Origin of the sequence: Streptococcus sp. 2021WUSS126 (assembly GCF_044427255.1) — a bacterium.
Lineage (GTDB): Bacteria > Bacillota > Bacilli > Lactobacillales > Streptococcaceae > Streptococcus > Streptococcus hashimotonensis.
In genome coordinates, this window is the sequence record NZ_JAOTGI010000012.1 from 25,680 (window position 1) to 52,300 (window position 26,621).

Genomic DNA, 26,621 nt, shown 5'->3' on the forward strand with positions numbered 1-26,621 from the left:
ACGGAAACATGAAAGAAAGGTAAAAAAATCTTGAAAATGATTTCAAAAAGTGGTATAATGTCCTTTGTAAGGGTTATCACAAATAACTCACAATTTTGTAAAAATAAAGGAGAATCCAAATATGGCTTCAAAAGACTTCCACATTGTGGCAGAAACAGGTATCCACGCACGTCCAGCAACTTTGCTTGTGCAAACAGCTAGTAAATTTGCTTCAGACATCACTTTGAACTACAAAGAAAAGTCTGTTAACCTTAAATCTATCATGGGTGTTATGAGTCTTGGTGTTGGTCAAGGCGCTGACGTAACAATCTCTGCTGAAGGTGCTGATGCTGACGATGCAATCGCAGCTATCACTGAAACAATGGAAAAAGAAGGATTGGCATAAGAATATGACAGAAATGCTTAAAGGAATCGCAGCATCAGATGGTGTTGCTGTTGCTAAGGCATATCTACTCGTTCAGCCAGATTTGTCCTTCGAAACTGTTACAGTTGAAGATACAAATGCAGAGGAAGCTCGTTTGGATGCTGCTCTAGAAGCATCTCAAAACGAGCTTTCTGTTATTCGTGAGAACGCAGTAGCTAGCCTAGGTGAAGAGGCCGCAGCCGTATTTGATGCACACTTGATGGTTCTTGCTGACCCAGAAATGATTGGTCAGATTAAGGAAACAATTCGTGCGAAGAAAACAAATGCTGAGACTGGTTTGAAAGAAGTTACGGATATGTTTATCGCTATCTTTGAAGGTATGGAAGATAACCCATACATGCAAGAGCGTGCCGCAGATATTCGTGACGTAGCAAAACGTGTATTGGCACACTTGCTTGGTGTTCGCTTGCCAAACCCAGCAACTATCGACGAAGAGTCAATCGTTATCGCGCATGACTTGACACCTTCAGATACAGCGCAATTAAACAAACAGTTTGTAAAAGCTTTTGTAACGAACATTGGTGGTCGTACAAGTCACTCAGCTATCATGGCTCGTACACTTGAAATTGCTGCTGTTTTGGGTACAAATAACATTACTGAAATCGTTAAAGACGGTGATGTATTGGCTGTTAACGGTATCACAGGTGATGTAGTGATTAACCCTTCTGACGAAGTGATTGCAGAATTTAAAGCAGCTGGTGAAGCCTATGCTAAACAAAAAGCTGAATGGGCTCTTTTGAAAGATGCTCAAACAGTTACAGCTGACGGCAAACACTTTGAATTGGCAGCAAACATCGGTACACCAAAAGACGTTGAAGGTGTAAATGATAACGGTGCAGAAGCTGTTGGTCTTTACCGTACAGAATTCTTGTACATGGACTCACAAGACTTCCCAACAGAAGACGAGCAATACGAAGCTTACAAGGCTGTTCTTGAAGGTATGAACGGCAAGCCTGTTGTGGTTCGTACAATGGATATTGGTGGTGATAAGGAGCTTCCTTACTTCGACCTTCCACACGAAATGAACCCATTCCTTGGTTTCCGTGCCCTTCGTATCTCTATCTCTGAGACTGGTAATCAAATGTTCCGTACTCAGTTGCGTGCCCTTCTTCGTTCATCAGTACATGGTAAACTTCGTATCATGTTCCCAATGGTTGCCTTGTTGACTGAATTCCGTGCAGCAAAAGCAATCCTTGATGAAGAAAAAGCAAACTTGTTGGCTGAAGGTGTAGCAGTTGCAGATGATATCCAAGTAGGTATCATGATTGAAATCCCTGCTGCAGCAATGCTTGCAGATCAATTTGCCAAAGAAGTTGACTTCTTCTCAATCGGTACGAACGACCTTATCCAGTACACAATGGCTGCAGACCGTATGAACGAGCAAGTTTCATACCTCTACCAACCATACAACCCATCAATCCTTCGCTTGATCAACAACGTTATCAAGGCTGCACACGCAGAAGGCAAATGGGCTGGTATGTGTGGTGAGATGGCTGGTGATCAACAAGCTGTTCCACTTCTTGTAGGTATGGGCTTGGACGAGTTCTCTATGAGTGCAACATCTGTACTTCGTACACGTAGCCTTATGAAGAAACTTGATACAGCTAAGATGGAAGAATATGCTCACCGTGCCTTGACAGAATGTGCAACGGCAGAAGAAGTTCTTGAACTTCAAAAAGAGTATGTTGATTTTGATTAATCATTGAAAAAAGCAGGGAATTGAATCCTTGCTTTTTGTGTGCTTAGTTTTTCTGATAAAACTTGTTGTGTTGGTAGATAGGGTCAAAGGTAAGATTGATACCTAATTTACGAAGGACACTCTTATCTTCATCAGATAAAATGACTGTTGAGTGAGCTTCACTACCATTTAATTGCCCTAATTCTTTCATGGCACGTGCAGCAAGAGGGCTGTCTTGTGCAGTAATGGCAAGGGCGTTAAGAATCTCACTTGCATCGAGTCGTGTATTGGTCTTATCCAGATAATCTGCCTTCAATTCTTGAATTGGACGGATGTAGTTTGGTTCGATGAGAAGTGTTTCATCATCGATGTTAGCAATTTGCTTGATGGCATTGAGAAGAACAGTTGCAGTTGGTTTGAGGAGGTCTGATGTTTTACCTGTTACAATCTCTCCAGTTGGCAACTGAATAGCAAGGGCAGGGCTAGTTGTCAGCTCTGCTTTTTCGCGTGCAGCGATAACAACCTTACGATCTGCTGGTGTCACACCGACTTCATTCATGAGGAGTTCAATCTTTTTAACTGCTTGCTCGCTCACCCGCTCTGCCTTGAAATCAACCAAGGTCTGGTAGTAGCGACGGATGATTTCTTGCTTGGATGCTTCGATCGCAGCCTCTTCGTCTACGATGGAGTAGCCCACCATGTTGACCCCCATGTCTGTCGGTGAGGCATATGGTGATTTGTTCAAAATACGTTCAAAGGTACGGTTGAGGACAGGGAATACTTCGATGTCACGGTTGTAGTTGACCGCAGTTTTGCCGTAGGTTTGCAGGTGGAAGGGGTCAATCATGTTGAGGTCGTCCAGGTCGGCAGTTGCTGCCTCATAGGCCAGGTTGACTGGGTGGTGGAGAGGCAAGTTCCAGACAGGGAAGGTTTCAAACTTAGCATAGCCTGATGTTACGCCATGCAGTTGGTCGTGGTAAAGTTGGGAGATACAAGTCGCTAATTTACCTGAACCAGGTCCAGGTGCGGTGACAACGACGAGATTGCGACTAGTTTCGATGTAGTCATTTTTGCCCATACCTTCTGGTGAGATGATGTGGTCAATATCAGAAGGATAGCCTTTGATTGGGTAGTGGAGATAGGACTTGATACCATGTTTTTCCAACTGCTTGCGGAAGGCGTCTGCGGCTGGTTGGTTGCGGTATTGGGTAATGACGACAGAACCAACATAAATATCAATATCATTGAAGGTGTCAATCAAGCGGAAGACTTCTTGGTCATAAGAAATACCCAAGTCACCACGTGCCTTAGAATGTTCGATGTTGCTGGCATTGATGGCGATGACGATTTCTACTTGGTCTTTCAACTCTTGGAGGAGTTTGATTTTGTTATCTGGTTCATAGCCAGGCAAAACACGGGCTGCGTGGAAATCTTCCAGCATTTTTCCGCCAAATTCCATATAGAGCTTGCCTTCAAACTGAGCAATTCGTTCTAAAATATGGTCACGTTGCAAATTCAAATATTTAGTTGAATCAAATGCGATTTTTTTCATCCAATAAGTCCTCCGATGATGTATTATACTTCGGGAAAAACAAAAATAGCTCCCTAAAACTAGAGAGCCTTTTCTCCGACCTCTCAAAAGAGGTGCCCGAACAATACTATAACAAACTGTGCTAATCTTGTCAAGAAAAAGTCAGATAGAAGGAAAATTAAACAAGTGTTTAAAAAATATTTAATTTTTATAAAATTAAGTATTGACTTTATTGAAATAAAGTGTAAAATAATATTAAACAAATATTTAATTGATGTTTAAGGGGATGTTTATGAAAAAGTTGATTCACAATAAATTATTTCTATCCAGCTTTGTAGCGGACTTGATTTCTAACTTTGGAGATACGCTTTACTATCTGGCCTTGATGAACTATGTTTTACTCTTACCAGATACCAAGTTTGCCCTGGCCATGATTACCGCTTCTGAAACCTTGCCGATTTTGGCAGGCCTCTTCATTGGAATCTGGGCGGATAAGACAAAAAATAAATTAGATACCATTCTAGCTACCCTTGTGATCCGTGTTGGTTTGTATGCCCTTGTTGGTTTCCTGATGGGATTTGCACCAGCCCTCTGGGTTGTGGCAGTGGTCTGCGTCATCAACTTCCTGTCTGACCTTGCTGGTCAATACGAAAACGGTCTCTATATGCCAGTCAGCTTGCGGGTTGTGGCAGCTGAAGACCGTGAAACAGCTATGGCTTTTAAGATGACGGTGAAAAGTCTTTTGCAAATTGCCTTCCAAGCTAGCGGTGCTATCCTCATCGGATTCATGTCTTACCAGAATCTCGCCTTCTTCAATGCAGGGACCTTCTTGGTCAGTCTTGCCATCATGGCAACCCTCCGTCCAGCTCTTGCCAAGCTACTGAAGGAAAATCCTATCCAAGAAGCTGAGCAAACAGAAACAGAAGCAGGACTTATCAAGGGCATGCGTAACAGTCTCAAAGAATCCTACCAAGCTGTTCAGAATATTCCAGTTCTCAAAGCGTCAATTGTGACCATTGCCAGCCTGAATGCCATTTTTACCGCACTTTCACCATTAGTTATTCTAAATATGAAGGAGTTCTCAGACTTTGTGATTGTCAATGCAGGAACAACCATTGCTTTGATTTCCATTTTCTTCTCAGTTGGTAGTATCTTGGGGTCAAGTATCGGTATGGCTTTGTTCAAAAATGTCAGCTTGATCAATCTCCTCAAGTTTTCTACTCTTATGCCTGTTTTACTTTTCTCGGGTTTCTTTCTCCACAATATTTATGTGGTACTGGCAGTGATCTTCGTAACGGCAGTGACACTGGGAATTTTCAATCCAAAAATGAGTGCTCTGGTTATGAATGAATTGCCGGAGGATAAATTAGCAACCGTTGGCGGAGGTATCGACACCTTCTGTCAAATCGGTATGGTAGCAGGTCAAGCCTTGGTTGCCCTTATGGTGACTCTTCTTTCTGCGACAAGTATTTCTCTCACCTTCCTCTTGCTTTCTGTGGGGTTGTTGGGCTATACTATTCTTGTGGGGCGTAGACCTAAAAATGAAGTAGCTCAAGTTTAGAAAGTTTGTGTATGAAATTAGATTACCGAGATTATAGAAGCGAGATTGTCGAAAAATTCTTTATTCCTTTAATTGTTACGGAACGTGAGGAACCGATTGAGGCGGATTTTTCACAGAAAGAAAAAGACATTCTCAAAGATGCTTTGGAAATTCGAGATGAAATAGAGGAAAAGCTGGCCGATTTTCGTCAGGAAGCCAATCAGGTCTTTGTCTGGGGGCAAATCTTTAACATTTTGCATAGTCTTTATTTCTATCTTTTGAATGATGGACAGGATCCAAAGACGGTTGAGGAAGCCTGTCAGTTGATTGTAAAGCTGTCTCAAGAAGAAGTAGAAGAGGCCATGCGGACCATGTTGGCGTCTGAAAATGACGGACGTCGTGAGAAGGACCTCAGCCTCATGGAACTCTTGGAAAAAACGGATAAAAAGCCAGCAGATAAGTGGTATTGGTCACTGGCCATTCGCAATCCTTTGGAAACTGTTGAGCGGTCTGTCACTCTCTTGGACAAGATGCTTCCAATCTATCAGCCTTACTTTGAAGAGGCAAGGGCGGAGCGTGAAAAATTTGCTCAGGAATTTGACATTGAAAAACTCTATCGAGAGTCCAAGCAGTTGTCCATGACTGGCTTGGATGCTTTAGGAGTGGAAACTGCTCAATTCTTCGTCCTCAGTCCTTGGAATTATTGGTTTGCTTATTATGGCAATGAACAATTTGACCATATGAAAGTCGCTCTTTTGGCTTCCTGTCGAATTGACCAGATTATGCTCTCAAATGACGAGCTGGATCTGGATGATTTGACAACGGCTCTTAAAGTCATCAGTGATAGCACGCGTTATCAGGTCTTGGTGGAGTTGACCAAGCCCCATGCCAAGAGCAAGGATATTGCAGAGCGATTGGCTATTACAGGGGCAGCAGTATCCTTCCACACTCAAAAGCTGATTAACGGCGACCTGCTTCTCTTTAATGCCAAAGACAAGAATGTCAAATACAGTGTCAATCGGGATTTACTCCAACAGGTGATTGATAAGTTGAAAGAGGATTTTGATTTGTAAAAAAGCCTTGTAAGTTAGATCTTACAAGGTTCTTTTGTGCTTATACTCTTCGAAAATCAAAATCAGACGTTGTTGACTTGATTTGATGAACTCAGTTCTATCCGCATCTTACGGTCACGAACCAAGTTCGTCTAATTTCCGACCTCCAACAGTCTATTCCCAGACTGTTGGAGCTAGTCTGTTTTTGATTTTCATTGAGTATTAATGATTAACCAGCTGAGCAGTTGGCAAGTGATGATGGTGATAAGGAAGACTAACCAACCTTGCTGTATTTTGGTCAGGGCACTAGTTTCTAGGAAGAAAAAGCTGATTTCGACTGGGATAACATGGATAAAATAATAATAGCTGGCGTATTCTTTGAGAAATTGGAATTTTTTCTGGCGGAAGAGGTCTGTGGTTAGGGTCCAGGCGACTAGATAGGCTGTGAATGGAATCAGGCTAAATAGAAAGTTCTTGTCGTAGCCCTGATTGAGATAGATGATTGTAGCCTCAAAAGTTAAAAGAGCTATGCAGACAAGTAGTTTGTTTTTTTGTCTGTATTGGAAAATGGGTTGATTGAGTTTGTCGGCTAGGTAAAAGCCTGTCAGGACAAAAATCGGTGCGTAGAAGAGGCCGTTACGGCTGGTGAAAAAGAAGGTTTTGTAGCTGTCAAATGCGGTCAGGAAAATCGATTCTGCTAGGTAGGAGGAGTAGGTTTCGACTGAGCCTAGAAGATATAGAAGGCAGGCTAGACAAGCTGTGATGCGCCAGCCCCATTTCTCCAAGGAAAAATGGACGAGGACAAGACCTAGAAAGAAAGCGGGCATGTACCAGAGTTGGTAGCTGGTGCCGGTGTAGGTCAGTCCGACTAGGAGTGCGAGGGGATAGTAGGGGAAGGGGATTTCTTGGAGTGTTAGGTAGATGAGGTAGAAGGGGAGGTAGAGGATGGACCAGGTCAGGTATTGTTTGCTGTAGCGGATGAGGTATTGTTTGGAGAGGCTGGGGTAGTTGCGTCGGAGGAAGAAGCTGGCTGTGACCATGAAGTAGGGAACGACCATGCGACTAAAGATGGATTTTTGGATAAAGTGGAGCTGGTCTGCTTCAAATAGCCTGCGACAATGGAGGGCGATGACTAAAATAGCTCCGATGAACTGGATGAGGGAGAGCAGTGATGTATTGAGTGGTTTTGTCTTATTTTGCATGTTAACATTTTTCTTTTTTCTTCCATTTTATCGAAATCTGATGAATATGTAAATGTTTGCAAAAAGATGTGGAGAGGTGCTGGCTGAAACTTAGTTGACAAGAGAAGTCCAGTGGAAAATATGGTATAATGTTAGGACGGAGTAAATGTAAACCATCTATTTCGTTTAAGTTAGAAAGGAGCATATAGATGAAAGATTTACATGCAAAATTATTGGCTGATTTTGGGATTGATTTTTCGGATTTGAATTTATTAGAAACGGCTTTTACCCATACTTCTTATGCCAATGAGCATCGCCTTCTAAAAATTTCACATAATGAGCGCTTGGAATTTTTAGGAGACGCTGTTCTCCAGTTGATGATTTCCAAATATCTCTATCAAAAATATCCTGATAAACCCGAAGGTGAGATGTCCAAGTTGCGTTCGACCTTTGTACGTGAGGAGTCTTTGGCTGGTTTTTCGCGTGCTTGTGGTTTTGATCGGTTTCTTCGTCTTGGTAAGGGTGAGGAGAAATCTGGCGGACGCAATCGCGATACCATTCTAGGAGATGCTTTCGAGGCGTTCTTAGGAGCTCTGCTATTGGACAAGGGGGAAAAGACCGTGGAGGAATTTATCCATAAGGTCATGATTCCTCGCTTGGAAAAAGGGAATTTTGAGCGCGTGACCGACTATAAGACTGCTTTGCAGGAAATTTTGCAGGTCAATGGTGAGATTGCTATTTCGTATCAAGTAATAGCTGAGTCTGGTCCTGCCCATGATAAGACCTTTGAAGTGGAGGTATCTGCTGATCAGCGTGTGATTGGTCGTGGTCGTGGTCGCTCTAAGAAATTAGCTGAACAAGCCGCCGCCAAAAATGCTGTGGAGGCTAGAGGATAGGTATGTATCTAAAATCAATTGAAATGCAGGGCTTTAAGTCCTTTGCGGATAAGACCAAAGTCGTCTTTGACCGTGGAGTGACTGCTGTTGTAGGGCCGAATGGTTCTGGCAAGTCCAATATTACAGAAAGTCTACGTTGGGCCTTGGGAGAGTCGTCTGCTAAAAGCTTACGTGGAGGCAAGATGCCCGATGTTATCTTTGCAGGAACGGAAAGCCGCAAGGCTCTTAACTATGCCTCAGTTGTCGTGACCTTGGATAATTCTAGCGGATTTATCGTGGATAAGGCTAAGGAAATTAAGGTTGAACGCCACATTTATCGTTCTGGTGATAGTGAGTACCTGATTGATGGGAAAAAGGTTCGCCTACGGGATATTCATGATCTTTTCATGGATACTGGCTTGGGTCGGGATTCTTTCTCCATTATTTCTCAAGGACGGGTAGAGGCCATTTTTAATTCCAAACCTGAGGAACGCCGTGCAATTTTTGAAGAGGCGGCAGGGGTCTTAAAATACAAGACCCGTAAGAAAGAAACAGAAAGTAAGCTGGCACAGGCCCAGGGCAACTTGGACCGCTTGGACGATATTATCTATGAACTGGATAATCAGGTCAAACCATTGGAGAAACAGGCACAAACTGCTAAGAAATTTCTAGAATTAGATGGTCAACGTAAGGAATTATACTTAGATGTTTTGGTGGCTCAGTTGTCGCTTGGTAAGGAAAAGTTATCGGAAAAAGAAGCCGAACTAGAATCTGTCAAAACTGAATTGACTAGCTACTACAAACAGCGTTCTGAGCTGGAGCAAGAAAATCAGAACTTGAAAGAGAAGCGCCACCGCCTGTCAGAACAATTGGAGCGTGAACAGGCAGTTCTGTTGGATTTGACCAAGTTAATCAGTGATTTGGAGCGAAAAATTGAGGTCCATAAACTGGAATCTAGTCAAAACGAATCAAGTCGTCAAGAAGCGCAGGCGCGTTTGGAAAACTTGTTGACTCGACGAGAGCAGTTGGCAGAACAGATTGAGCAAAAGCAAGAAACACTTGCGCAATTAGATAGTTCCTTGTCTAGTTTGAAAGAAGATATTGCTGCGGTAGACAAAGAAATTTCCTACTTTTCAGAAGATCCTGATCAGGTTTTAGATCATCTGCGTGAACAGTATGTTGCTCTGATGCAGGAAGAGGCAGAAGCTTCAAACCGTCTGACCAAGATTCAGCAGGATATTGCCAATCAAATCAGTCTTTCTGAGAGTAAATCTGAAGACTTGGCACGCTTGCAGACGGAAAAACAAACAGCTCAAGAAGTACTTGATAAGAGTCGGAAAAGTTTAGAAGAAGCTGATCAGGTTTTACGCCAGTTACTTGAGAGCTATCAGACCCAAAAAACAGAATTGGATCAAGCCCAGACTGCTTATCAGGCTGAGCAAGGTCGCTTGTTTGATTTGCTGGATCAGTTGAAAGGCAAACAGGCTCGCCAGTCTAGTTTAGAAGCTATCTTGAAAAATCACTCCAATTTTTACGCGGGGGTTAAGGCTGTCTTACAGGCGGCACCAAGCTTAGGAGGAATTATTGGAGCAGTCAGTGAACAACTGACCTTCGATACTCGTTACCAAACGGCTTTGGAAATTGCTCTTGGTGGTGCTAGTCAAAATGTCATCGTTGAAGATGAAGCGACTGCTAAACGAGCTATCGCATTTTTGAAAGAAAAACGGCAAGGACGGGCAACCTTCTTACCTCTGACAACCATCAAGCCACGTCAGCTTTCTGGACAGCAAATCACTTTACTAGAATCTTCCGATGGATTTTTGGGGCTTGCAAGTGATTTGGTGACTTATCAGCCAAATTTAGATGCGATTTTCCAAAATTTGCTAGGCACTATCGCAATTTTTGATACCATTGACCATGCCAATCAGGCAGCGCGGGCAACCAAGTTTCAAGTGCGTATGGTGACCATGGATGGAGCGGAAATCCGTCCTGGTGGAGCCTTTGCTGGTGGTAGCAATCGAAATAACAGCACGACCTTTATCAAACCAGAACTCGATGCTCTTTTAGGAGAAATAGCAGAGCTGTCTAGCCAGTTGCAGGAGCAAGAAAGCTTGGTTGCAGCTAAGAAAACTAGCTTAGACCAGACCAGAGAAGCCTTGGAAACGATTAAGGCGGAGGGGGAAGAAGCTAGATTGAACCAGCAGAGCGCAAGGATTCATCAGGAACAGGCAGAAAATAGACTGGCTCAGCTATCAGCCCAGTATGACCTGCAAATGAGTCAGGTTAGTCCGACCATTTTGACTGAGCTAGAAGAGGCTGCTGCTAAGGAAGAAGTAAATGTCCAAGCCTTGAATGAGAAAAAACTAGCCTTGGATCAACAAATCAATCAAGTCCGTGATAATCGCGACAGTATTCAAGAAAGCTTGCAGAAACTACAGACTCAGAAGAGTCAACTAACTTTGGAACAGGCTGAACTCACTAGCCAACTTCGTTTTGAACAGACAGATCTGAGACGTTTGCAAGAAGAAAAAGTGGTTGCAGATAAGGAAATTTCTCTTTTAGAGGATATGATTGACCAGAAGCTAGAAGCTCTTGAAGATACTAGTATTGAGATTCTTGAAGAACAATTGCAGGCGGCATCTGATAAGCAAAACCAGACCAATCAGATTTTAATTCGCTTAAAGTTTGAATTGGAAGATATTGATGGGCAGTTTGAAGACTTGGAAGAAAGATTGCAACAAGTTCGGACTAAGAATGATGACTTGATTCGTAAGCAGGCTAAGTTAGAGGCGGATTGTGAGCAAGCGGGCGATAAATTACGGACTTTACTTGGTAATTTGACCGAGCATTTTAAATTGAGTTTTGAAGCTGCCCAGTCTCAGGCCAAGGAAGTTGAGAATCTTGCAGTTGCTGAACAAAGCCTCAAAGACCTAGAAAGAGCTATTCGTGCTTTGGGTCCAGTCAATTTGGATGCTATTGAGCAGTATGACGAGGTTAATAATCGCCTTACCTTCCTCAATGAGCAACGGACAGATATTTTGTCGGCGCGTGATTTACTACTAGATACTATCCACGAGATGGATGATGAAGTCAAAGAGCGCTTCAAGGTTACTTTTGAAGCTATTCGCGAAAGCTTTAAGCAGACATTCAAACAAATGTTTGGCGGTGGTTCAGCGGATTTGATTTTGACAGAAGGTGACCTATTGACTGCGGGTGTGGAGATTTCAGTTCAGCCTCCGGGTAAGAAAATTCAATCTCTCAATCTTATGTCAGGTGGCGAAAAAGCCCTTTCGGCCCTCGCTCTGCTATTTTCCATTATCCGTGTTAAGACCATTCCTTTTGTAATTCTCGATGAGGTGGAGGCAGCCTTGGATGAGGCAAATGTCAAACGTTTTGGTGACTACCTCAACCGTTTTGATAAGGAGAGTCAGTTTATCGTCGTGACCCACCGTAAAGGGACCATGGCGGCAGCGGATGCCATGTATGGGGTGACCATGCAGGAATCTGGCGTGTCCAAGATTGTTTCCGTTAAGCTGAAAGATGTGGAGAAATTATGATTAACAAAATTTACGCCAGTGATATGGATGGTACCTTTTTACGAGAAGACCATAGTTTTGATAAGGACCGGTTTCGTCGTATACTGAATCAGTTTAAAGAAAAAGGTTATTTATTTGTGGCAGCAAGTGGGCGATCTATGCAAAGCCTGAAACTTGTTTTTGAAGATTTTGTAGATGAAATCGGTTTTGTGGCAGAAAATGGTTCAATCGTTGAATATCAGGGGCAGACTATCTTTATGGATGATCCAATTAGTCCTGAAATCTATCTGCCGATTATCGCGGGTATTGATGCAGGTCCCTTTGGTAGCAGTCGGTCCATGGTGCTGTCTGGCCTCGAAAACTTTTATTTATTAAAAAATGCTGAGCCTCAGTTTTTAGAAGCGATGACGAATTATTACGCACATTTTCGATTGGTAGACACATTTGAAGAAGTTCGAGAAGAGATTATAAAAATCAATGCCAAATTTTCTCCTGAGGAAATGGACGATGCCAGACGATGGTTAAATAATACATTTGAAGGTGTAACGGCCATGACAACTGGTTTTGACAATATTGATATAATTCCAAATGGTTCAAATAAATCAGTTGGTTTGAGTCATCTCTGTGCTCATTTTGGAATTACCCGTCAGGATGTAGTGGTATTTGGTGATAATCAAAATGATTTGGATATGTTTGACTTTGCAGGTCTAGCTCTTGCGACAGAAAATGCAAGAGAGGAAGTGAAAGCTCGGGCAGATTTGATGATTGGTCATTGCAATGATGGAGCAGTATTAGCCTATTTAGAGGAGGAAGTAAATGGCAATTAAGTTGATTGCATTGGATTTAGATGGAACACTTCTGACATCGGACAAACGGATTTCAGAAGCTAATAAAAAGGCCTTGCAGGCAGCGCGTGAGCGTGGAGTTTATGTAGTTCTGACAACAGGGCGTCCTTTACAAGCTATCGGTACTTTTCTAGAAGAACTAGATCTGCTAGGGGAGAATCAATATTCGATTACATTTAACGGTGGTCTAGTCCAGGAAAATACAGGTCGGGTTTTGGATAAGGTTGGCTTCACTATTGAAGATGTGCGCACCATCCGTCGTGTGACAAATGATTTGGACCTGCCTCTGGATGTTCTTTATGGTGGCGATGTCTATTCGCTACCATCAGCCCATGAATCACTTTATCTAACTTGTAATCCATTGCTTAATAAAATTGTGGCAAGTGATGAGGAAATGCCAGAAGATTTTGTCTACAATAAGGCAGTCTCAGCTGTAGATGCAGCATTTCTAGATGGACAAATTCCAAAAATTCCTGCAGAACTTCACGAGCGCTTCGAGATTTTCAAATCGCGTGATATTCTGCTCGAATGGAGTCCAAAAGGTGTCCACAAGGCAAATGGTTTGGCTAAGTTGATTGGACATCTGGGGATTGACCAGTCAGAAGTGATGGCCTGTGGTGATGAAGGTAACGATCTTTCGATGATCGAATGGGCTGGTCTGGGCGTTGCCATGGCTAATGCGACTGATGAAATCAAGTCTGCGGCCAACCTTGTCCTGCCAAAAACCAATGATGAAGATGGCATTGCTTGGGCCATCGAGCACTATGTATTGAATGAGGACTAGTATGGGATTATTTGATCGATTATTTGGACAAGAAAAACAAGAGGAGCAAGTCGCTCTTGTTGAAGAAGTAGAAACAGAGCAGTCGGCTTCTAGCGAAGATACTGTAACTATTGAGGTTGAGTCAGCTAGTCAAGAAATGGAAGAGATCCAGTCTGAAGTAGTAGAGTCTGAATTGACTGCCGAGCAAGAAGCTCAGAAACAACGGACCTTAGACATGATGGCTCAATATTATGCAGCCAAAGAAGCTGCTGCGGCTCGAGTGAAGGAAGCGCAGGAACAAGGCTTTGACCCTGCTATTCAAACCAAAGTCAAGGAAGAGCCCGTTGAGGAAGTTGTTCCAGTAGAGCAAGAAAGTGAGCAGGACAAGTACCAGCGTACCTTGAAAAAGACGCGTACAGGCTTTGGGGCGAGGCTCAATGAATTCTTTGCCAATTTCCGTTCGGTTGATGAAGAATTTTTCGAAGAGTTGGAAGAAATGCTGATTTTGTCAGACGTAGGTGTGCAAGTTGCTTCTACTCTGACAGAGGAGCTCCGCTATGAAGCCAAGCTACAAAATGCCAAGAAGACAGATGAACTCCGTAGGGTCATCATCGAAAAATTGGTGGATATTTACGAAAAAGATGGTCAATTCAGCGAGCAAATCAATTTTCAAGATGATTTGACAGTCATGCTCTTTGTCGGTGTCAACGGTGTTGGGAAGACGACTTCTATCGGTAAGTTAGCCTACAAGTACAAGCAGGCTGGCAAGAAGGTCATGTTGGTTGCAGCGGACACCTTCCGTGCGGGGGCGGTAGCCCAGCTGGTCGAGTGGGGTCGCCGTGTCGATGTGCCAGTGGTCACAGGTCCAGAAAAGTCAGACCCAGCTAGCGTGGTCTTTGATGGGGTAAAACGTGCCGTGGCAGAAGGCGTGGATATTCTCATGATTGACACTGCAGGTCGCTTACAAAATAAAGAAAACCTCATGGCAGAGCTGGAAAAAATCGGTCGCATTATCAAACGGACCCTGCCTGATGCACCGCATGAAACCCTTTTAGCACTGGATGCCTCCACAGGTCAAAATGCCCTCAGTCAAGCCAAGGAATTTGCAAAAATTACCCCATTGACAGGCTTGGTCTTGACCAAACTAGATGGTACTGCAAAAGGTGGTGTTGTTCTTGCCATCCGTCAGGAACTGGATATTCCTGTTAAACTGATTGGTTTCGGTGAGAAAATTGATGACATCGGAGAATTCAAATCCGAAGAGTTCATGCGTGGGCTCTTGGAGGGATTGGTGTAGAATGAAAAAAGTAGTTAACTGTGACAGTTAGCTACTTTTGTGTTTTCATTTTTTCCGCAATAAAGCTTCTATCCAGTCTGGTGCGTAGGCAGAAGTACAGCCTTTTGGTACTTTCATGTCTGCATAGACAGCTAACTGCTGACCGATTGCAAGGCCTTGTTCTAGATAGTCGGGGTAAGCAACGGCAATCTCCACCAAGCACTGGTTCATGGTCCATTGGATAAGTGGTTCTGCATTCTGTAAATGCTGGCGAATATGGTCTAGAGTCTCTTCAATTTCTTGATTTGTTGCTGTTTTTCCAGCAAAGTATTTGGCACGAAGGAACCAACCAAGTCGCTGAAAAATTGCTTGGTCTTGGATGAGTAAGTATTCCTCCCAGTCTTTGCTATCCTTGCGTTTGCTAAGAATGATGGAAGCTAGCTTATCGAGGACGTTGACCGAAACTTGTTCATTTAGGCAGGCTTCTAAAACAGCAGAAGTCAGCTGGTCAGGTTTTGTTTTGGCAATTTGAATAGCTAAATATTGTGACTCAAGGACACCTGTTTGCCAGAGTGGAGCAAACAAGTCCAGTCGATTTTTATAGGCCTTGGCGATACCAGAAATAGCTCCCATCGGAACGCCGTAGTAGGGCTTAGTTTCGCCAATTTTTTCATAACGCTTGAGGGTGCCAGCATGGCTGGCTGCTTCAAGTTGGGTGAGAATAGTGTTTAATTCAGTCATAAATATCTCCGAAAAAAACTGGATTGCTCCAGTTTTCATGTGTTATTTTAACAAGCCACGTTCACGATACCACACATCAGGTGTCCAGACCCACTTGCAACCGTAGCTTTCTAGCAAATCAAAGGCAGCCTCAGGTCCCATAGTTCCAGCTGGATAGGTGTGGAGTGGGACTTGGTTGCTTGCCCACAAATCAACAATGCGGTCAATCAAGCTCCAGCTTGCTTTCACTTCTTCCCAATGGCTAAAGTTAGTAGAATCACCATTTAGGACATCGTAAAATAGTTTTTCGTAGGCTTCAGGTGAATTTCCAAGAGCAGTTGCATTGTGGCGGAAGTTGAGTTTGGCAGGAGTAAGTGCAAAGTGAGAACCAACTTCCTTACCGTTGATAGAGAGCATGAAGCCTTCAGTTGGTTGGATGAAAATGGTCAAGACATTGGCCTCAGAAGGTTGACCAAAAATATCTTCCGCATGCTTGAAGGTGATGGTCACGCGTGTGCCCTTTTCTGTCAGGCGTTTACCTGTACGGAAGAAGAAAGGGACATCACGGAAACGGTCAGTATCAACGAAGAAGACACCTCCTGCAAAGGTTTCTGTCTGAGAAGCTTCGGCAATATTTGGTTCATCCAAGTAGCTAACGTAGTCTTTTCCGTCGATGGAACCTGCTGCATATTGACCACGGATGAAGTTGCGTTTGAGGTCCTCATCAGAAGGCTGACGAAGGTGTTGGAAGACCTTGATTTTTTCAGCGCGGACATCTTCCTCCTTGAAGCTGGCTGGCTTATCCATTGCTAGAAGGGAAAGAACTTGAAGGGCATGGTTTTGCACCATGTCTTTTAAGGCGCCAGAATGATCGTAGTAGCCCCCACGATCCTCAACACCAATGGCTTCAGCGAAAGTGATTTGAACATTGTCAATATAGTCGCGGTTCCAAATATGCTCAAAAATGATATTGGCAAAGCGAACCGCAAAGATATTTTGCACCATTTCCTTGCCTAGGTAATGATCGATACGGTAGATTTGGTCTTCATTGAAGGCTGCTGCCAATTCATCATTGAGTTTGGTAGCTGTAGCAAGGCTAGTTCCGAAAGGTTTTTCAATAATCAAGCGTTCAAAACCTTGTCCATCAACGATTTGCTCAGATTTGAGGTGTTTGGCAATGGTTCCGAAAAATTCAGGTGCCATAGAGAGGAAGAAGACCTTGTTGTGCTGGGTATCGTATTTTTCACACAAGTCGTCCTGTAATTTACGAAGAGCTACATAATGTTCCGTGTCATTGACATCGTGGCTTTGGTAGTAGAAATGACTAGCAAATTCATGAGCTTGACGTGGTGTGTCAGGCAGATCACCTAGTGATTCAATGACGGTTTGCTCAAAAAATTCCTTGGTCCAGGGTCTGCGAGCTGTACCAATTACTGCAAAGTTTTCCTTGATGTGTCCAGCCTTATAGAGGCGGAATAAAGATGGGTAAAGTTTGCGTTTGGCAAGGTCGCCACTAGCACCAAAAATTGTAAACAATACATGTGATGACATAATTTCATTCCTATCTGTTGAGTATAGACACTATTATAGCATAAATTGTCAGAAAATTCACTTTTTGAATTGGAATTATTAGAAAACACGGTAGACATACGGGGAATCTGGCTGTTCAATCTGGACAATAGATTGCAATTCTAAAGTTGGAAGGTTTTGTTTCAACGATGTGTGGTAGGAAACCTTGATTGTTCCTCTGGCTTTTATCCAAGTATTGTTAGGAAATTCTGTGGTAGCACCCGTAGAGAGTAAGCCATATACCCCAGAATCAGCGATGCAGTGAATAATACCAAAGCGGAAAAGGAAAAATTGCTGGCTATTGTCAGGATCATTATAGACAAATCCAATCATTTCAATCGTTTTTCCTGAAAATTCCGTAGGATAGTCGTAGATTGCTTCCATCACTTCCATATAGTTTTCATTAGTAACGATAATGGTTTCTTCAGCCAAGTATTTATCAGCAATTTCACGCATCTGGTTTTGATAGGCAGATTTCGTAAAATAAATAGAGGTATCAGGCTTGAGATACTGAACAGTCGTCCCTTCTTGGTTTTGTGTGTTAGCATCGTTTTCTGCTGCTAGTGGGAAATGATAGCCCTTGGCAGCAACAGTTGTTGAATCCAGGCTTACCGTGGGAAAGAGCCAGGCTATAGCAAGAGGAATGAGCAATAGTCCAATGCTTGATAGTTTGGCAATTTTGCTTTTTAAATGGCTATGTACTCGAATTTCTTTTACCCAGACATACAATTGTACGATGGCAAGTATGAAAGATAAAACCATGGATAGATAGGCTAGATAGCTATAGTGCAGATTGATGTATTGGTCTAATTTTCCAGAGACATAAAGATACATGGTCATCTCAAAATAGCCTGCAAGAATTAAAAAACGAATCATACTACACCTCCAAGTATCAGACTATATCCCAAAATAACGAGAGTGATAGTAATGATAAAACCGGCTATAAATTTCCCCTTGAAATAATGTTTCATCATGAGCAAGTTTTTAACATCCACCATGGGTCCGATAACTAAGAAAGCCATTACTGGGGCGAATCCGAAGCTGGATAGTAGTGATGCACCAATAAAGGCATCGGCTTCAGAACATAGGGAGAGAAGAAAGGCCAGCAACATCATCAGTAAAATAGCTGTTAATGGACTGTGACCGATGGTAGTCAGGACAGCAGTTGGAATATAGACTTGTACGAGACTGGCAAAGAGACAACCAAAGACTAGGTAACGTCCCGTATCAAAAAATTCATCAATGGCATGAATAAGTGCGAAGCCAACTTTTTGCCAGCTGGTTTTATCTGAATAATCATGCTGGTGATGGTCAAATTTGCTTCCTTTAAGAATTGGTCCTTTTACGAAAAAACCAAGAATGATTCCCAATACTAGGGATACAATGATGGCTCCTAGGGCTCTATAGAAGGCGAAAAGTAGGGAATTGCCAAAAGCGGTAAAGGTTGCAAAAAGGACGATGGGATTAATCACAGGAGCTGTTACTAAAAAGGGAACAGCAGTGTAACTAGGTACTTTTTTCTCTAATAGCCGATTGACAATAGGGACAATACCACATTCGCAAGACGGAAAAATGAAGCCGATAAAGGTTCCAAATAGAATGGCAAGAAACTTGTTCTTGGGAAGGAGTTTATGGACTTTTTCAGGGGTGATAAACACATCAATAAAGCCAGAAATCAATGCTCCAATCAACACAAAGGGCAAGGCTTCAATCATGATAGACAGGAAAATAGCCCCCGCCTGTAGGACGGAGGTAGGTAATTGATCAAGACCGAACATATTATTTTTTATCCTGATTCAAGTTGTTTTTCTCGGAATTTTCTTTTGATTTTGGATCAGGATACTCAATTTCTTCCAATTTTTCAAATGAAGCAAATTCTTCCAGCATCTTTTCTAAATCATCTTGTCGTTTATAGGTTACAGCCATAGGGCACCTCCAAAAATTTTATATACACATTATACATTTTTTACTAAAAATTATCTAAAGGAATCTGTTTTTATTGAAGCGCAAATATAGTTCGCACCCTCAAATCATGATATAATATTCTTATGAAAACAAGAATATCAGAATTAGTTAGCGTGCTCAATCAATACGTTAAAGAGTATTATCAATTGGACCAACCTAGCGTATCAGATGCAGAATATGATACGCTTTATCGTGAATTAGTAGAACTGGAAACAGCTCATCCAGAACTGATTTTACCAGATAGTCCTACCCATCGGGTCGGGGGAAAGGTGCTAGACGGATTTGAAAAATATAGTCATGTTTATCCTCTTTTTAGTTTGCAGGATGCCTTTTCTCGTGAAGAATTAGAAGCTTTTGACCAGCGAGTTCGCAAGGAATTTCCTCAAGCAACTTATATCTGTGAATTGAAGATTGATGGTCTATCTATTTCCCTGACCTATGAAGCGGGTAATTTAGTCGTGGGTGCTACACGTGGTGACGGTAGTGTCGGTGAAAATATCACAGAAAATCTCAAACGAGTGGCGGATATTCCTTTGACCCTACCCGAAGCTGTGGACATCACTGTCCGAGGTGAGTGTTATATGCCAAAGGCTTCCTTTGACCGTGTTAACAAACAGCGTCAGGAGGCTGGTGAAGCTGAATTTGCTAATCCGCGTAACGCAGCGGCAGGAACTCTTCGCCAATTAGACACAGGTGTCGTGGCCCAGCGTGGACTTGCAACATTCCTTTACCAAGAGGCTAGTCCATCTGAAGCGACTAGTCAGTCCGATGTGCTTCGCAAGTTAGATACTCTGGGATTTGTGACCAACCACGAATATTGCTTGGCGGAGTCGATTGATGACACGTGGGATTTTATTGAAAAAATAGCAGAGCGTAGAGATGATTTACCCTATGAGATAGATGGTGTTGTCATCAAGGTAAATGATTTAGCTATACAAGAAGAACTAGGATTTACAGTAAAAGCGCCACGATGGGCAGTAGCTTACAAGTTTCCAGCTGAGGAAAAAGAAGCAGAAATCTTGTCGGTTGATTGGACTGTTGGCCGGACAGGTGTTGTGACACCAACTGCCAACCTTAGTCCTGTTCAACTGGCAGGAACGACTGTCAGTCGAGCGACTTTGCACAACGTAGACTATATCGCCGAAAAAGATATTCGTATTGGCGATACGGTCATTGTTTATAAGGCGGGAGATATTATTCCAGCAGTTCTGAAAGTGGTGGATAAATATCGAAAAGAGCAAGAAATCATGCCCATTCCTAGTCATTGTCCGTCTTGTCAGAGCGACCTACAACACTATGAGGACGAAGTTGCCCTCCGCTGTATCAACCCTATTTGTCCTAGCCAGCTGATGAGCAAGTTGGAACATTTTGCAAGTCGGGATGCCATGAACATTGCGGGACTGGGTAGTTCAATCGTTGAAAAACTCTTTGGAGCAGGTTTGGTACACGATGTTGCTGATATTTATAAATTAACTGTTGATGACCTATTGACTTTGGAAGGTTTCAAAGAAAAATCAGCTGACAAGCTCTATCAAGCCATTCAAACTTCTAAGAGCAACTCAGCAGAACGCCTCCTATTTGGACTAGGTATTCGCCATGTCGGCAGTAAGGCAAGTAAGATTTTAGTAGAAAAATTTGGCGATTTAGAAACCTTAGCATTTGCTGAACAAGAAGCAATTGCTTCGCTAGAAGGTCTTGGTCAGGTTATTGCTAAGTCCTTGACAACTTTTTTTGCTAGTGAGGGTGCGCAGCAACTTTTAGCTGAACTTAAGGAAGCTAAGGTAAACTTGACCTATCTCGGACAAGTAGTAGATAAAAATGCTGCGCTATCGGGTATGACAGTTGTGCTGACTGGTAAATTGGAGCGAATGAAACGAAACGAAGCCAAAGCCAAATTAGAAGCTTTAGGGGCAAATGTAGCAGGATCAGTTTCTAAAAAAACTAATCTTGTGGTTGCTGGAACAGATGCTGGTAGTAAATTGACCAAAGCACAGGAACTAGGTATCGAAATAAAAGATGAGGCTTGGTTGGAGAGCTTGTAAAGGTAAAACGATGGAAGAAAGAAAACGTGCTAGACTAATATATAATCCGACCTCAGGTCAAGAAATCATGAAGAAAAATGTAGCCGAAGTATTGGACATTTTGGAAGGTTACGGTTATGAAACTTCAGCTTTCCAAACAACTGCTGAGAAAGACTCTGCAAAAAATGAGGCTACACGTGCGGCACTTGCGGGCTTTGACTTGATTATTGCGGCTGGTGGAGATGGAACGATCAATGAAGTCGTCAATGGAATTGCTCCGCTTGAAAAACGTCCGCAGATGGCCATCATACCGACTGGCACCACCAATGACTATGCGCGTGCCTTAAAAGTGCCCAGGGGAAATCCTGTAGAAGCAGCTAAGGTTATTGGTAAGCAGCAGACCATTTTAATGGATATTGGTTTAGCCAAAAATCAAAAAAATGGTTTTCATCAAGAACATTATTTTATCAACATTGCTGCAGCAGGTACACTTACGGAATTGACCTACAGTGTTCCAAGTCAACTTAAGACCATGTTTGGCTATTTGGCCTATGTGGTAAAAGGAGCAGAACTCCTGCCACAAGTACAATTTACACCTGTTCATGTAGAGCATGATGAGGGAGTGTTTGAAGGCTCGGTTTCAATGATTTTTGTTGCCTTAACCAATTCAATTGGAGGTTTTGAACAGATTGTTCCAGATGCTAAGTTAGATGATGGTAATTTTACCTTATTGATGGTTAAAACAGGGAATTTATTTGAAATTCTGCATCTGATTCGTCAAGTCTTAGACGGTGGCAAACACATTGATAGTGATCTAGTTGAATACATAAAAACCAAGAGCCTATCCATCGAAAATCTGAACCCAGATAACCGTCTACTGCTCAATCTAGATGGAGAGTTTGGTGGGGAAGCCCCTGTACGTCTGTACAACCTATCAAACCATATAGAGTTTTTCGCAGATACAGATCTGGTTTCTGACCATGCAATCACTCTTGATACTGATCAGATGAATCGAGAAGATATGGCCAAACGATTCATTGAAGAAACAGACCATATTGATGAAGCTATTAAATAGGAAGAAAAGATGAAACCGTCTTTTCTTTTTATTTTGTAAAAATGAATTAAACGCTTACAATGGCGGTATTTTCTTGACAAATAGATGTTTTAGGAGTATCCTTACATGGTATTAAATTTTAAAAGGAGAATTCGTTATGAGTTTAGGCGCATTGGCCCTTGGATTGGCCTGTCTTGGTGTAAGTATCGGTGAGGGACTGTTGGTGGCTTCATACCTTAGTTCGACTGCACGTCAACCAGAAATGCAAAGTAAATTGATGGCTGGTGTATTTTTGGGTGTTGCCTTTATCGAGGGAACTTTCTTCGTAACCTTGGCTATGACATTTGTCTTGAAATAGTAGAAAATAGAGAAATAGAAAAGGGGGGAACCTCCATTGGAAGAACATTTAAGTCCAACCCTTACCCTTGGTCCCGTAACCTTTGACCTGACCATGGTATTGGTTTCTGTCATTACCATTTCCATTATTTTCTTACTTGTTTTTTGGGCTAGTCGTCGGATGGAGCTCAAGCCAAAAGGAAAACAGAATGTTTTGGAGTACGTTTACGAATTAACCATCAATTTTACAAAAGGGAATCTTGGCGATGCGGAAGCAAAGCGGTATTCCTTGTTCTTCTTTACAGTCTTTACTTTTCTTTTGGTTGCCAATAATCTAGGTTTGATGACCAAATTGGAAACAGCAGAAGGACATAATTTGTGGACTTCTCCAACGGCCAATATGGCTTATGATTTCGGTTTGGCAACAATTGCAACAGTATTTTGTCATGTTGAAGGTATTCGTCGTCGTGGCTTCAAGGCGTACCTCAAATCTTTTGTGACACCCTGGGCTATGGCTCCAATGAACATTTTGGAAGAAGTGACCAACCTTGTGTCGCTTGCTCTTCGTCTGTACGGTAATATTTATGCTGGTGAAGTGCTTGTCTCTCTTCTTCTACAATTATCTCAACAAAGTGCACTTGCATATCCAATTGCCTTTGCTCTAAACGTTGTTTGGACAGCATTTTCTGTATTCATTTCATGCTTGCAGGGATATGTATTTATCATGTTGGTATCTATGTACTTAAATAAAAAAATCAGTAGTGAGAGTGAATAGGAAAGGGAATGACAACTATGGCAACAACTATTACAATGCAATCTAGTACCATTCTTGGAAACTTTATCTTGGTAACAGTCTCATTTGCAGTACTTATTATTCTTATTCGTGTTTTTGCATGGGATAAAATTACAGGTATTTTTGAAGAACGTGCCAATAAGATTGCAAATGATATTGATGCTGCAGAAGAAAAACTAACAGCAGCAGCGAACCTTGTTCAACAACGTGAAGACGAGTTGGTACAGGGACGTATTGAAAGTCAAAAGATTATTCAAGACGCGGTTGAACGCGCAAAACTAGAGAAAAAACGTATTCTTGAGCAAGCAGATGTTGAAATTCAAGGATTGAAGCAAAAAGCTCAATTGGAAATTGAAGCTGAAAAACGTGAAGCACAAGAAAACTTGCGTGTTCAAGTTGCTGAATTGGCAGTTGATCTTGCAAGCAAAATTATTTTGGAAGATTTGGACCAACAAGCTCATAGTAACTTGATTGACCGTTATTTGGACAAACTAGGAGACAAGTAGATGAACGCTAGAGAAAATGCCATCGTGCAAAAATATGCTCTATCATTTGTTGAAAAAGTCAGTGATCATGCAGATATTTGGGATATGTATGACCAGATTTCTGACTTGATTTCCATCATTCATGATAGTAAGCTGAATCGACTCTTGCTGTCAGCGACAGTGTCGAGAGAAGAAAAGGCTGACTTTGTAAGGACGGTACGTCAATCTAGTTTCTGGCAAATCAATGACTTGATTGAAGATGTTATTCGTGATGGTCATGCAGACTTGCTTCTTGAAACCCTTGAGCGTGTCCAATTACAAATCAGTAAATTTAAAAATGAATTTGAAGCCCGTGTGGTTTCGGTCTATCCGTTGACAGAAGCTCAAAAAGAGCGTCTCCGTCACTTGGTAGAACAACGATTTTCCTTGCGTGTACGCAATATCACGGAAGAACTTGATCAAAGTCTCCTCGGTGGTTTTATTGTAACGGTTAACCATAAGGTAATCGATGCAAGCGTTCGGACACAGTTGAAGGACGTTAGAAAAAAACTTTAGAAAATAGAAAGTGGTGTTCTTTTGATTAATGCACAAGAAATTAGCGCTTTACTAAAACAACAAATTGAAGGCTTTCAGCCTGACTTTGACTACACAGAGACTGGTGTCGTAACCTATATCGGTGACGGTATCGCCCGTGCGCAAGGTCTTGACAATGCCATGAGTGGAGAGCTTTTGGTATTTGAAAATGGCACCATTGGTATGGCACAAAACTTAGAAACCAACGATGTTGGTATCATTATTCTCGGACAATTTACCGATATTCGTGAAGGGTCAGTTGTTCGTCGTACTGGTAAAATTATGGAAGTACCAGTTGGTTCGGCTTTGATTGGTCGTGTCATCAACCCACTTGGTCAACCTGTGGATGGTCTTGGTGAAATTCGTACTAGTAAGACTCGTCCGATTGAATATCCAGCACCAGGTGTTATGCAACGTAAGTCGGTTAATGAACCGCTTCAAACTGGTCTTAAGGCGATTGACGCTTTGGTTCCGATTGGTCGTGGTCAGCGTGAATTGATTATCGGTGACCGTCAGACAGGGAAGACATCTGTAGCTATTGATGCTATTCTCAATCAAAAAGGCCAAGACATGATTTGTATCTATGTGGCTATCGGTCAGAAAGAGTCAACTGTTCGTACTCAGGTTGAAACGCTTCGTCAATATGGTGCTTTGGATTACACAATCGTAGTAACTGCATCTGCTTCACAACCCTCTCCATTGCTTTTCTTGGCTCCTTATGCTGGTGTTGCAATGGCAGAAGAGTTCATGTACGAAGGCAAACACGTCTTGATTGTTTACGATGATTTGTCAAAACAAGCGGTAGCTTACCGTGAATTATCTCTCTTGCTTCGTCGTCCTCCGGGTCGTGAAGCCTATCCAGGGGATGTATTCTACTTGCACAGTCGTTTGCTAGAGCGTTCAGCAAAGGTTTCAGATGAATTGGGCGGTGGCTCTATTACAGCTCTACCATTTATCGAAACACAAGCGGGAGATATTTCAGCTTACATCGCTACCAACGTGATTTCAATCACGGATGGACAAATCTTCTTGAAGGACGATTTATTCAACTCTGGTATCCGTCCAGCGATTGATGCGGGTTCTTCTGTATCACGTGTAGGTGGTTCTGCACAGATTAAGGCCATGAAAAAGGTTGCAGGTACCCTTCGTATCGACTTAGCTTCTTATCGTGAATTAGAGGCCTTTACGCAGTTCGGCTCAGATTTGGATGCGGCAACTCAGGCAAAACTCAACCGCGGTCGTCGAACTGTGGAAGTCTTGAAGCAGCCATTGCATAAGCCACTCCCAGTTGAAAAACAAGTTTTGATTTTGTATGCTTTGACAAATGGCTTCTTGGATTCAGTGCCAATTGATGACATTTTGGCATTTGAAGAAGAACTGTACGCATATTTTGATTTGCACTACGATGGTCTTTTGGATGTTATTCGCACAACAAAAGATCTTCCTGACACAGATGAATTGAATGCTGCTATCCAAGCTTTCAAAGACCAGTCTGTCTTTAAGTAAAGGAGTGAATAATGGCAGGTTCTCTCAATGAAATCAAGTCAAAAATTGCATCAACTAAGAAAACCAGTCAAATCACCGGTGCCATGCAGATGGTTTCGGCTTCTAAATTAGCCAAATCAGAGCAATTAGCGCAATCCTTTCAGATCTATGCTAGTAAGGTTCGTCAGATTACAACGGATCTCTTGCGTGGAGAATTGATGGCTTCAGATACAAGCAATCCAATGCTGATTCGCCGTCCAGTTCAAAAATCGGGTTATATTGTCATTACCTCTGACAGTGGACTAAAAGGTTCTTATAATTCCAGTATTTTGAAGGCTGTGATGGGGATGATTGAACAGGACCATGACTCGAAAGATGAGTATGAGATTATTGCTATTGGTAGTATGGGAGCAGATTTTTTCCGTGCTCGTGGTATCAATCCTGTCTTTGAATTGCGCGGTTTAGCAGACAACCCAAGTTTTGAAGAGGTTCAAAAAATCATTTCTAAGTCTGTTGAGATGTACAAGAATGAACTCTTTGATGAGTTGTATGTTTGTTATAACCACCATGTCAATAGTTTGACCAGTCAGGTGCGTGTACAACAGATGCTTCCTGTAGAAGATTTGGACCACAATGAAGCAGATGGTTATACAGCTACCTTTGAGTTGGAACCAAACCGTGAGGTTATTTTGGAACAACTCTTGACTCAATATGCAGAATCAACTATTTATGGAGCGATTTTGGATGCCAAAACTGCTGAAAATGCAGCAGGTATGACAGCCATGCAGACAGCAACGGATAATGCTAAGAATGTCATTAACGATTTGACAATCCAATACAATAGGGCTCGTCAGGCAGCGATTACTCAGGAAATTACTGAGATTGTAGCTGGTGCCTCAGCCCTTGAGTAATAGAAATA

Annotated in this window: 24 protein-coding genes; 17 read left to right on the forward strand and 7 right to left on the reverse strand. The window is 42.3% G+C overall.

Annotated elements, in window-relative coordinates; genetic code table 11:
* Positions 1 to 121 precede the first annotated feature (121 nt).
* Together ODU39_RS06145 and ptsP are read left to right on the forward strand one after the other, a co-directional pair.
* On the forward strand, positions 122 to 385 hold the full coding sequence (locus ODU39_RS06145) for a phosphocarrier protein HPr (protein WP_002936050.1): 264 nt from the start codon (positions 122 to 124) through the stop codon (positions 383 to 385).
* 4 nt (positions 386 to 389) lie between these two features.
* Positions 390 to 2,123 carry a phosphoenolpyruvate--protein phosphotransferase gene (ptsP, locus tag ODU39_RS06150; protein ID WP_105148367.1) on the forward strand — a complete coding sequence of 578 codons (1,734 nt, stop codon included), beginning with the start codon at positions 390 to 392 and terminating at the stop codon, positions 2,121 to 2,123.
* 43 nt (positions 2,124 to 2,166) lie between these two features.
* Here ptsP and ODU39_RS06155 read toward each other — a convergent pair whose 3' ends face one another.
* Entirely contained in the window at positions 2,167 to 3,654 is a 1,488-nt protein-coding gene (locus ODU39_RS06155) for a DUF1846 domain-containing protein (protein ID WP_002936048.1), read from the reverse strand.
* Positions 3,655 to 3,925: 271 nt separating this feature from the next.
* Here ODU39_RS06155 and ODU39_RS06160 point away from each other — a divergent pair, with 271 nt between their 5' ends.
* A complete protein-coding gene (locus ODU39_RS06160; RefSeq protein ID WP_398580100.1) occupies positions 3,926 to 5,194 on the forward strand; it encodes an MFS transporter in 1,269 nt (422 codons plus the stop codon).
* An 11-nt stretch (positions 5,195 to 5,205) separates the two neighbouring features.
* Entirely contained in the window at positions 5,206 to 6,246 is a 1,041-nt protein-coding gene (locus tag ODU39_RS06165; RefSeq protein ID WP_136670368.1) for a helix-turn-helix transcriptional regulator, read from the forward strand.
* A gap of 191 nt (positions 6,247 to 6,437) precedes the next feature.
* Here ODU39_RS06165 and ODU39_RS06170 read toward each other — a convergent pair whose 3' ends face one another.
* Complete coding sequence (locus ODU39_RS06170) at positions 6,438 to 7,427, reverse strand: acyltransferase family protein (protein WP_398580101.1); 990 nt, start codon at positions 7,425 to 7,427, stop codon at positions 6,438 to 6,440.
* A gap of 188 nt (positions 7,428 to 7,615) precedes the next feature.
* Here ODU39_RS06170 and rnc point away from each other — a divergent pair, with 188 nt between their 5' ends.
* Genes rnc through ftsY form a run of 5 tightly spaced genes read left to right on the forward strand, consistent with a single transcriptional unit; the run spans position 7,616 to position 14,722 of the window.
* Positions 7,616 to 8,302 carry a ribonuclease III gene (gene rnc, locus ODU39_RS06175; protein ID WP_205014996.1) on the forward strand — a complete coding sequence of 229 codons (687 nt, stop codon included), beginning with the start codon at positions 7,616 to 7,618 and terminating at the stop codon, positions 8,300 to 8,302.
* A gap of 2 nt (positions 8,303 to 8,304) precedes the next feature.
* Positions 8,305 to 11,838 carry a chromosome segregation protein SMC gene (smc, locus tag ODU39_RS06180; RefSeq protein ID WP_398580102.1) on the forward strand — a complete coding sequence of 1,178 codons (3,534 nt, stop codon included), beginning with the start codon at positions 8,305 to 8,307 and terminating at the stop codon, positions 11,836 to 11,838.
* A complete protein-coding gene (locus tag ODU39_RS06185) occupies positions 11,835 to 12,644 on the forward strand; it encodes a Cof-type HAD-IIB family hydrolase (RefSeq protein WP_398580103.1) in 810 nt (269 codons plus the stop codon). The genes smc and ODU39_RS06185 overlap by 4 nt, the downstream gene beginning before the upstream one ends.
* Positions 12,634 to 13,446 (forward strand): Cof-type HAD-IIB family hydrolase, encoded by an 813-nt coding sequence (locus ODU39_RS06190; RefSeq protein WP_024399453.1) that lies wholly within the window; start codon positions 12,634 to 12,636, stop codon positions 13,444 to 13,446. The genes ODU39_RS06185 and ODU39_RS06190 overlap by 11 nt, the downstream gene beginning before the upstream one ends.
* A gap of 1 nt (position 13,447) precedes the next feature.
* A complete protein-coding gene (ftsY, locus tag ODU39_RS06195) occupies positions 13,448 to 14,722 on the forward strand; it encodes a signal recognition particle-docking protein FtsY (protein WP_398580104.1) in 1,275 nt (424 codons plus the stop codon).
* A gap of 45 nt (positions 14,723 to 14,767) precedes the next feature.
* Here ftsY and ODU39_RS06200 read toward each other — a convergent pair whose 3' ends face one another.
* From ODU39_RS06200 to ODU39_RS06220, 5 genes are all read right to left on the reverse strand, one after another.
* Complete coding sequence (locus ODU39_RS06200; RefSeq protein ID WP_398580105.1) at positions 14,768 to 15,442, reverse strand: DNA alkylation repair protein; 675 nt, start codon at positions 15,440 to 15,442, stop codon at positions 14,768 to 14,770.
* A gap of 42 nt (positions 15,443 to 15,484) precedes the next feature.
* Positions 15,485 to 16,972 (reverse strand): glucose-6-phosphate dehydrogenase, encoded by a 1,488-nt coding sequence (gene zwf, locus ODU39_RS06205; protein WP_024407440.1) that lies wholly within the window; start codon positions 16,970 to 16,972, stop codon positions 15,485 to 15,487.
* Between the two features lie 78 nt (positions 16,973 to 17,050).
* Positions 17,051 to 17,866, reverse strand: coding sequence for a TIGR03943 family putative permease subunit (locus ODU39_RS06210; RefSeq protein ID WP_105242739.1), 816 nt, complete (start codon positions 17,864 to 17,866; stop codon positions 17,051 to 17,053).
* Positions 17,863 to 18,768, reverse strand: coding sequence for a permease (locus tag ODU39_RS06215; RefSeq protein ID WP_024407438.1), 906 nt, complete (start codon positions 18,766 to 18,768; stop codon positions 17,863 to 17,865). Before ODU39_RS06215 ends, ODU39_RS06210 begins: the two co-directional genes overlap by 4 nt.
* A 1-nt stretch (position 18,769) precedes the next feature.
* On the reverse strand, positions 18,770 to 18,916 hold the full coding sequence (locus ODU39_RS06220) for an SPJ_0845 family protein (RefSeq protein WP_002936026.1): 147 nt from the start codon (positions 18,914 to 18,916) through the stop codon (positions 18,770 to 18,772).
* Positions 18,917 to 19,038: 122 nt separating this feature from the next.
* Here ODU39_RS06220 and ligA point away from each other — a divergent pair, with 122 nt between their 5' ends.
* The 8 genes from ligA to ODU39_RS06260 all read left to right on the forward strand — a co-directional run bounded on the left by ligA (position 19,039) and on the right by ODU39_RS06260 (position 26,613).
* Entirely contained in the window at positions 19,039 to 20,997 is a 1,959-nt protein-coding gene (gene ligA, locus ODU39_RS06225) for an NAD-dependent DNA ligase LigA (RefSeq protein WP_172030055.1), read from the forward strand.
* 10 nt (positions 20,998 to 21,007) lie between these two features.
* The gene (locus ODU39_RS06230; RefSeq protein ID WP_172030054.1) at positions 21,008 to 22,051 is read left to right on the forward strand and encodes a diacylglycerol kinase; all 1,044 of its coding nucleotides are present in this window, start codon (positions 21,008 to 21,010) and stop codon (positions 22,049 to 22,051) included.
* A gap of 136 nt (positions 22,052 to 22,187) precedes the next feature.
* Positions 22,188 to 22,388, forward strand: a complete 201-nt coding sequence (locus ODU39_RS06235; RefSeq protein ID WP_002936021.1) for a F0F1 ATP synthase subunit C — start codon at positions 22,188 to 22,190, stop codon at positions 22,386 to 22,388.
* A gap of 36 nt (positions 22,389 to 22,424) precedes the next feature.
* The gene (atpB, locus tag ODU39_RS06240; protein ID WP_002936020.1) at positions 22,425 to 23,141 is read left to right on the forward strand and encodes a F0F1 ATP synthase subunit A; all 717 of its coding nucleotides are present in this window, start codon (positions 22,425 to 22,427) and stop codon (positions 23,139 to 23,141) included.
* Between the two features lie 17 nt (positions 23,142 to 23,158).
* The gene (gene atpF, locus ODU39_RS06245; RefSeq protein WP_002939801.1) at positions 23,159 to 23,665 is read left to right on the forward strand and encodes a F0F1 ATP synthase subunit B; all 507 of its coding nucleotides are present in this window, start codon (positions 23,159 to 23,161) and stop codon (positions 23,663 to 23,665) included.
* Entirely contained in the window at positions 23,666 to 24,199 is a 534-nt protein-coding gene (locus ODU39_RS06250; protein ID WP_024400742.1) for a F0F1 ATP synthase subunit delta, read from the forward strand.
* Positions 24,200 to 24,202: 3 nt separating this feature from the next.
* Positions 24,203 to 25,723 carry a F0F1 ATP synthase subunit alpha gene (gene atpA / locus ODU39_RS06255; RefSeq protein WP_032497571.1) on the forward strand — a complete coding sequence of 507 codons (1,521 nt, stop codon included), beginning with the start codon at positions 24,203 to 24,205 and terminating at the stop codon, positions 25,721 to 25,723.
* Between the two features lie 11 nt (positions 25,724 to 25,734).
* Positions 25,735 to 26,613: a F0F1 ATP synthase subunit gamma gene (locus tag ODU39_RS06260; protein ID WP_002936012.1), complete on the forward strand. Its 879-nt coding sequence runs from the start codon at positions 25,735 to 25,737 to the stop codon at positions 26,611 to 26,613.
* The last annotated feature ends 8 nt before the right edge of the window (positions 26,614 to 26,621 follow it).

What these genes read in the sequence shown, in the direction of transcription:
- ODU39_RS06145 (WP_002936050.1), top strand. Translation starts at nt 122, where the DNA reads ATGGCTTCAAAAGACTTCCACATTGTGGCAGAAACAGGTATCCACGCA.
- ptsP (WP_105148367.1), top strand. Translation starts at nt 390, where the DNA reads ATGACAGAAATGCTTAAAGGAATCGCAGCATCAGATGGTGTTGCTGTT.
- ODU39_RS06155 (WP_002936048.1), bottom strand. Translation starts at nt 3,654, where the DNA reads ATGAAAAAAATCGCATTTGATTCAACTAAATATTTGAATTTGCAACGT.
- ODU39_RS06160 (WP_398580100.1), top strand. Translation starts at nt 3,926, where the DNA reads ATGAAAAAGTTGATTCACAATAAATTATTTCTATCCAGCTTTGTAGCG.
- ODU39_RS06165 (WP_136670368.1), top strand. Translation starts at nt 5,206, where the DNA reads ATGAAATTAGATTACCGAGATTATAGAAGCGAGATTGTCGAAAAATTC.
- ODU39_RS06170 (WP_398580101.1), bottom strand. Translation starts at nt 7,427, where the DNA reads ATGCAAAATAAGACAAAACCACTCAATACATCACTGCTCTCCCTCATC.
- rnc (WP_205014996.1), top strand. Translation starts at nt 7,616, where the DNA reads ATGAAAGATTTACATGCAAAATTATTGGCTGATTTTGGGATTGATTTT.
- smc (WP_398580102.1), top strand. Translation starts at nt 8,305, where the DNA reads ATGTATCTAAAATCAATTGAAATGCAGGGCTTTAAGTCCTTTGCGGAT.
- ODU39_RS06185 (WP_398580103.1), top strand. Translation starts at nt 11,835, where the DNA reads ATGATTAACAAAATTTACGCCAGTGATATGGATGGTACCTTTTTACGA.
- ODU39_RS06190 (WP_024399453.1), top strand. Translation starts at nt 12,634, where the DNA reads ATGGCAATTAAGTTGATTGCATTGGATTTAGATGGAACACTTCTGACA.
- ftsY (WP_398580104.1), top strand. Translation starts at nt 13,448, where the DNA reads ATGGGATTATTTGATCGATTATTTGGACAAGAAAAACAAGAGGAGCAA.
- ODU39_RS06200 (WP_398580105.1), bottom strand. Translation starts at nt 15,442, where the DNA reads ATGACTGAATTAAACACTATTCTCACCCAACTTGAAGCAGCCAGCCAT.
- zwf (WP_024407440.1), bottom strand. Translation starts at nt 16,972, where the DNA reads ATGTCATCACATGTATTGTTTACAATTTTTGGTGCTAGTGGCGACCTT.
- ODU39_RS06210 (WP_105242739.1), bottom strand. Translation starts at nt 17,866, where the DNA reads ATGATTCGTTTTTTAATTCTTGCAGGCTATTTTGAGATGACCATGTAT.
- ODU39_RS06215 (WP_024407438.1), bottom strand. Translation starts at nt 18,768, where the DNA reads ATGTTCGGTCTTGATCAATTACCTACCTCCGTCCTACAGGCGGGGGCT.
- ODU39_RS06220 (WP_002936026.1), bottom strand. Translation starts at nt 18,916, where the DNA reads ATGGCTGTAACCTATAAACGACAAGATGATTTAGAAAAGATGCTGGAA.
- ligA (WP_172030055.1), top strand. Translation starts at nt 19,039, where the DNA reads ATGAAAACAAGAATATCAGAATTAGTTAGCGTGCTCAATCAATACGTT.
- ODU39_RS06230 (WP_172030054.1), top strand. Translation starts at nt 21,008, where the DNA reads ATGGAAGAAAGAAAACGTGCTAGACTAATATATAATCCGACCTCAGGT.
- ODU39_RS06235 (WP_002936021.1), top strand. Translation starts at nt 22,188, where the DNA reads ATGAGTTTAGGCGCATTGGCCCTTGGATTGGCCTGTCTTGGTGTAAGT.
- atpF (WP_002939801.1), top strand. Translation starts at nt 23,159, where the DNA reads ATGGCAACAACTATTACAATGCAATCTAGTACCATTCTTGGAAACTTT.
- ODU39_RS06250 (WP_024400742.1), top strand. Translation starts at nt 23,666, where the DNA reads ATGAACGCTAGAGAAAATGCCATCGTGCAAAAATATGCTCTATCATTT.
- ODU39_RS06260 (WP_002936012.1), top strand. Translation starts at nt 25,735, where the DNA reads ATGGCAGGTTCTCTCAATGAAATCAAGTCAAAAATTGCATCAACTAAG.